This window comes from Streptomyces ossamyceticus, from assembly GCF_001418475.1.
GTDB lineage: Bacteria > Actinomycetota > Actinomycetes > Streptomycetales > Streptomycetaceae > Streptomyces > Streptomyces ossamyceticus.
Genome location: NZ_LIQX01000840.1, coordinates 1 through 5455 on the forward strand (window position 1 = coordinate 1; position 5455 = coordinate 5455).

Here is a 5455-nt window from a genome sequence, read left to right on the forward strand (position 1 = left end):
CGCGTGGACCGGCTGGCGGCGCCCGGTGTGGCCCTCCTGGAGTCGGCGGCGGTCCTCGGCAGACGGTTCCCGGTGGACATCGCGGCCCGTGTCGCCGGCCTCGACCGCGCCACCGCCCTCACCCACCTCCGCCACGCGGCCCACGCCGACCTGGTCTCCGGCGGCTCCCCGACGGGCGAGCCCGGCTGGCACGCCTTCCGCCACGCCCTGACCGCCGACGCCATCGCCCACCGGCTCCTCCCGACCGAACGGGCCGCCCTCTGCCTCGCCGCCGCCGACGCGATCGAGTCGGTACGGGGTGCGGCGGCTAGGCTGCCGGGTACCGCGGAGGGCACGGAGGACGAGGGCCGGCACTTCGAGGACACGCGGTACGAGGACACAGAGCCCGAGCACGCACGGCACGAGGGCGCACGGCACGAGAGCCCGGACAACGGGGGCGCACGGCACGAGGGCGCACGGCACGAGGGCGCACGGCACGAGGGCCCGGACGACGGGGACACCCGACACGCCGGAACACGACGCGCGAGCGCACGACACGCCCGGACGCGGCACGAGGACGCGCGCCGCAACGGGGAGCGGTACGAGGACACATGGCCCACCGGGACGCGGCACGAGGGTGTCCCGCGCGAGCCCCACGGGCTCATCGGCGGGGAGGCCGGGGACGATCTCGACCGGCTCGCCGCCGAGTTGTGTGTCGCCGGCGGTCGGCGGGCACGGGCGGCCGTCCTGCTCACCCGGGCCGGGCGGCAGGCCGTCGCGCGCGGCGCGCTGCTGACCGCCGTGGAACTCCTCGACCGGGGCCTGGAGTTGACCTCGGGCGCCCCGGACACCCCGCCCGAGGCCGTGGCCGGGCTGCTGGAGGAACTGCTCCGCACCCTGGTCCTCACCGGTGACGTCCGGCGCGTACCGGAGCTCGGGGACCGGCTGGACGACGTACTGACCGCGTCGGGCGCGCCGAACACCCGGCGGGTGGCGGGCTTCGTGACCCGGGCCAGGGCCGCGGCCACGGCGCAGCAGTGGGAGGAGGGCCTGGCCACCGTACGGCGGGCGAGGGAGCTGCTCGGCGACGACCCGGACCCCGGTTCGCGCGCCTCCCTGGACGCGGTCGCCGCCCACCTGGTCCTCAACTCGCGGCGCCCGGACCGGCTGGAGTCCGCCCGGACCCTCGCCGAGGGAGCCGTCGCCACCGCCGAGACGGTCGGGCTGCCGGAGGTGAGCTGCAAGGCGCTGAACATGCTCGGCTACTGTCTGCGGCCCCAGAGCCTCGCCGAGGCGGAGGAGACGTTCGCCCGCCTGGTGACGACGGCCGAGGCCCACGCCCTGCCGGTGTGGCGCATCCGCGGTCTGCTGGAACTCGGTGTGCTCGACCGGCTCCGGTTCACCGGCACGGACCGTCTGACGGCCGCACGGCGGGCGGCCGAGGAGACCGGCGCGACCCTCATGACGGCCTGGGCCGACATGCATCTGACGCTCGCCCATGTGCTGCGCGACGAACAGGACCGGGCGGTGGAGTCCGCCGAGCGGCTGCGGCAGACGGCCCGGCGGCTGCGGCTGCGCGAGGTGGAGCTGATCGGGATCGGCGTGGACGGCGTCGTCGCCGCCGCGCTCGGTGAACGCGAACGCCTCCAGAGCTCCCTGGACGACCTGCGGAACGCGCTGGCCGGCCGGAGCGCGGGGGCGGTCTGGGGCTACGACACCTCCGTGTGGGGCTGGGCCCAGGGCATCTGCTCCCTGATGCGGGAGGAACACGACCGGGCGCTGGCCGAGTTCACGGAGGCGGACCACGTCATGCGGGCGCTGCCCAGCACCCGCGGGGTCGGCGGCTTCCTGGGGCCGTATCTGCTGCTGCGCACCCTGAAGGGCACGGTCGGCTGGGCGGAACTGGAGGGCCCCGGCACGGACCGGCTGGCCCAGGTCCACTGGGACCGGCCCTTCGTCGGCTGGTCCCGGGCCGTGCTGCTGGGCCGTGAGGGCCGGGCCGCCGAGGCCGCGAAGTCCGCGGAGGAGGCCCTGGTCGGGACCGACTCGATTCCCCTCGCCGCCCACCTGTGTCTGCGTCTGGGCGCCGGGGCTGCCCTCGCCGACGGCTGGGGCCGGCCGGTCGCATGGCTGCGCTCCGCCGAGCAGTTCTTCCACGACCGGGGTACCACCCGGGTGTCGGCGGCGTGCCGCGCGCTGCTGCGGGACGCGGGCTCCGCCGTGCCCCGGCGCCGCCAGGGCCACGACACCATCCCGGCGGAACTGCGGCGGACGGGGGTGACGGCCCGGGAGTACGAGGTGCTGCGGCTGCTCGGCCGGCGCTTCGGCAACCAGGAGATCGCCGAGCATCTCTTCCTCTCCCCGCGCACCGTCGAGAAGCACTTGGCGAGCCTGCGCAACCGCACCGGCTGCGCCGACCGGGCCGCGCTGATCGCCCTGGCCCGTGGGTACGCCGACGGGCGGTGACCGGGCAGTCCCTCGACCAACAGGGCACCGTGATCTGAACATTGGGCGGATTTCGCGTCATACGCCTTACCCAAACCGCTACTGATCAGTAATCTCATCCGCCGTGACCAGTCGCAGATCTCACTCCAACTCCGGTGTCCCCGTCGACCCCAGAGGCATGTCGCCCGCTGGGCCGGGCCTCTCCTCCGCCGCCCCGCGCCGCCGTACGGTCGTCAAGGCGGCCGCCGCGGGCGCGGTCCTCGCGGCCCCGTTGACCGCCGCGTTCCCCGCGAGCGCCGCCGACGCCCCCGCGTTCCTGCACGGTGTCGCCTCCGGCGATCCGCTGCCCGACGGTGTCCTGCTGTGGACCCGTGTGACACCCACCCCGCAGGCCATACCCGGCTCCGGTCTCGGCCCTGACGTCGAGGTCGGCTGGACCGTCGCCCGGGACAAGGCGTTCACGACGGTCGTGGCCAAGGGCTCGGTCACCGCGACCGCCGACTCCGACCACACTGTGAAGGCGGACGTCCGCGGTCTCGCCCCGGTCACCGACTACTGGTTCCGCTTCTCGGCAGGCGGCACCGACTCGCCCGCCGCCCGCACCCGCACGGCACCCGCCGCCGACGCCGCCCCGGCGGGGCTGCGGTTCGGCGTCGTCTCCTGCGCCAACTGGGAGGGCGGCCACTTCGCCGCCTACCGCCATCTGGCCGCCCGCGGCGACCTGGACGCCTGGATCCACCTGGGCGACTACATCTACGAGTACGGCACCGGCGAGTACGCCACCCGCGGCAAGGTCGTCCGACCGCACGCGCCGACCCACGAGATCGTCTCCCTCGCCGACTACCGCGTCCGCCACGCCCGTTACAAGACGGACCCCGACCTCCAGGCCCTGCACGCGGTCGCGCCGGTCATCGCCATCTGGGACGACCACGAGATCGCCAATGACGCCTGGTCGGGCGGCGCCGAGAACCACACCGAGGGCACGGAGGGCTCGTGGGCGGCCCGTCAGTCGGCGGCCAAGCGGGCGTACTTCGAGTGGATGCCGGTGCGCCCGGCGATCGCCGGCACCACCTACCGGCGGCTGCGCTTCGGCAGGCTCGCCGACCTCTCGCTGCTCGACCTGCGTTCCTACCGGTCCCAGCAGGTGGGCGTCGGCAACGGAGAGGTCGACGACCCGAACCGTACGCTGACGGGCCGGGCCCAACTCGACTGGCTGAAGACGGGGCTGAAGTCGTCCGACACGACCTGGCGGCTGGTCGGCAACTCGGTGATGATCGCCCCGTTCGCCCTCGGCAACCTCACCGCCGACCTGCTGGGACCGCTGACGGAGCTGCTCGGTCTGCCGAAGGAGGGCCTCGCCCTCAACCCCGACCAGTGGGACGGCTACACCGACGACCGCCGTGAGCTCCTCGCCCACCTGCGGGAGAACGCCATCCGCAACACGGTCTTCCTCACCGGCGACATCCACATGGCCTGGGCCAACGACGTGCCGGTCAACGCCGGTACGTACCCGCTGTCGGCGTCCGCGGCCACCGAGTTCGTCGTCACCTCGGTGACCTCGGACAACCTCGACGACCTCGTGAAGGTCCCCGAGGGCACCGTCTCCGCGGTGGCCTCCCCCCTGATCCGCGCCGCCAACCGGCATGTCCACTGGGTCGACACCGACCGGCACGGCTACGGCGTCCTCGACATCACGGCAGCGCGGGCGCAGATGGACTTCTACGTCCTGTCCGACCGGACGAAGCCCGACGCGAGGTCGTCGTGGGCGCGCTCGTACCGGACGCGGAGCGGGACGCAGAAGGTGGAGCGGACGTACGACCCGGTGTAGCCGGTGCGGCCCGGCCGCGCCCCAGGGCCTCGGGGCGCGCTCCGGCCGTTAGAGGGTTTCGAGGAAGCCGAGTGCCACCCGCCAGGTGGCCTCGGCGGCTTCCTCGTCGTAGTCGGGCAGGTCGGAGTCGGTGTAGAGGTGGCCCGCGCCGGCGTAGCGGTAGACCTCAACGTCGGCGCCGGCCTTGCGCATCTGGAGGTACCAGGCGCTCAGCCAGTCGTCCGTCTCGTACGCGTCGGGCTCGGCGACGTGGAGCTGCACGGGCAGGCCGTCGACGGACGCGGTGGCCGCGATGTCCGACGTGCCGTGCAGGAGGAGCAGCCCGCGTGCCTTCGCGTCGCCCAGGGCCAGGGTCTGCGCGGTGGCCGCGCCGAGGGAGAACCCGGCGTAGACGAGCCCTCGCTCCGAGTAGGGCGCGGCGGCCAGGACGGCCCGCTTGAGCAGCTCCTCCTTGCCCAGCTCCTCGTTGAAGGCCATGCCCTCCTCGACCGTGTCGAAGGTCCGTCCGTCGAAGAGGTCGGGGGTCCACACCTCGTGCCCGGCGGCCCGCAACCGGTCCGCGGCCCGGTGAACCGCAGGTCGCAGGCCGTAGGTCGAGTGGAACAGCATGATGTTCATGAGGCCATGGTGCCAGCCGGGTACGACAGCGGCGCGGGGCCCCGTACCCCGAGCGCGGCCGAAGTCACATGTTCATGACCCCGCGAGGGCGGTTACGTTCGAAGGCATGGAGAACCTACTCCGCCCACTGATCGTCATCGGTGGTTCGGTCGTCCTGACGCTCGTCATCGGCTGGACCACCGACCTCCTGCTGCGCAAAGCGGACCAGCGGCACCACGAGACACCTCTGTGGGGCCTGCTGCGCCGCGGCCGCATCCCCTACCAGCTGGTCCTGTGCGCGGCCTTCCTCAGAGCGACGTACGACGAGGCGCAACTGCTGGAGCAGCACCGGACCGCGATCGGCCGCGCCCTGACGCTGGTGCTGATCGGGGCCACGGCCTGGCTGGTGATCCGTATCGCCGCGGCGGTGGTGGAGACCTCGTACAGCAGGTACGCCCGGGCCCACCGCGACCCGGCGCGGGTGCGCCGGGTGCGGACCCAGGTGTCGCTCATCATGCGGGTGGTCTCCGCGATCGTCGGTGTGGTCGCCGCCGCGGCCATGCTGCTGGCCTTCCCGGCGATGCGGGCCGCGGCGGCGACCACACC

Annotated in this window: 3 protein-coding genes and 1 pseudogene; 3 read left to right on the forward strand and 1 reads right to left on the reverse strand. The window is 73.7% G+C overall.

The features are described 5' to 3' along the window. A partial coding sequence (locus tag AOK15_RS39545; protein WP_055523874.1) for a helix-turn-helix domain-containing protein occupies positions 1–2445 on the forward strand: 2445 nt, incomplete at its 5' end. Between the two features lie 157 nt (positions 2446–2602). Beyond that, the gene (locus tag AOK15_RS39550) at positions 2603–4252 is read left to right on the forward strand and encodes an alkaline phosphatase D family protein (RefSeq protein WP_055523877.1); all 1650 of its coding nucleotides are present in this window, start codon (positions 2603–2605) and stop codon (positions 4250–4252) included. Between the two features lie 48 nt (positions 4253–4300). Here the strand turns inward: AOK15_RS39550 and AOK15_RS39555 are convergent, their stop codons facing one another. Continuing rightward, positions 4301–4870, reverse strand: coding sequence for a dienelactone hydrolase family protein (locus AOK15_RS39555; protein ID WP_055523879.1), 570 nt, complete (start codon positions 4868–4870; stop codon positions 4301–4303). 106 nt (positions 4871–4976) lie between these two features. Between AOK15_RS39555 and AOK15_RS39560 the strand changes: the two are divergent. Next, positions 4977–5455, forward strand: a pseudogene (locus AOK15_RS39560) (mechanosensitive ion channel family protein); the annotation flags it as partial.

Coding starts and splice junctions, on each gene's coding strand:
- AOK15_RS39550 (WP_055523877.1), top strand. CDS start 2,603: ATGTCGCCCGCTGGGCCGGGCCTCTCCTCCGCCGCCCCGCGCCGCCGT.
- AOK15_RS39555 (WP_055523879.1), bottom strand. CDS start 4,870: ATGAACATCATGCTGTTCCACTCGACCTACGGCCTGCGACCTGCGGTT.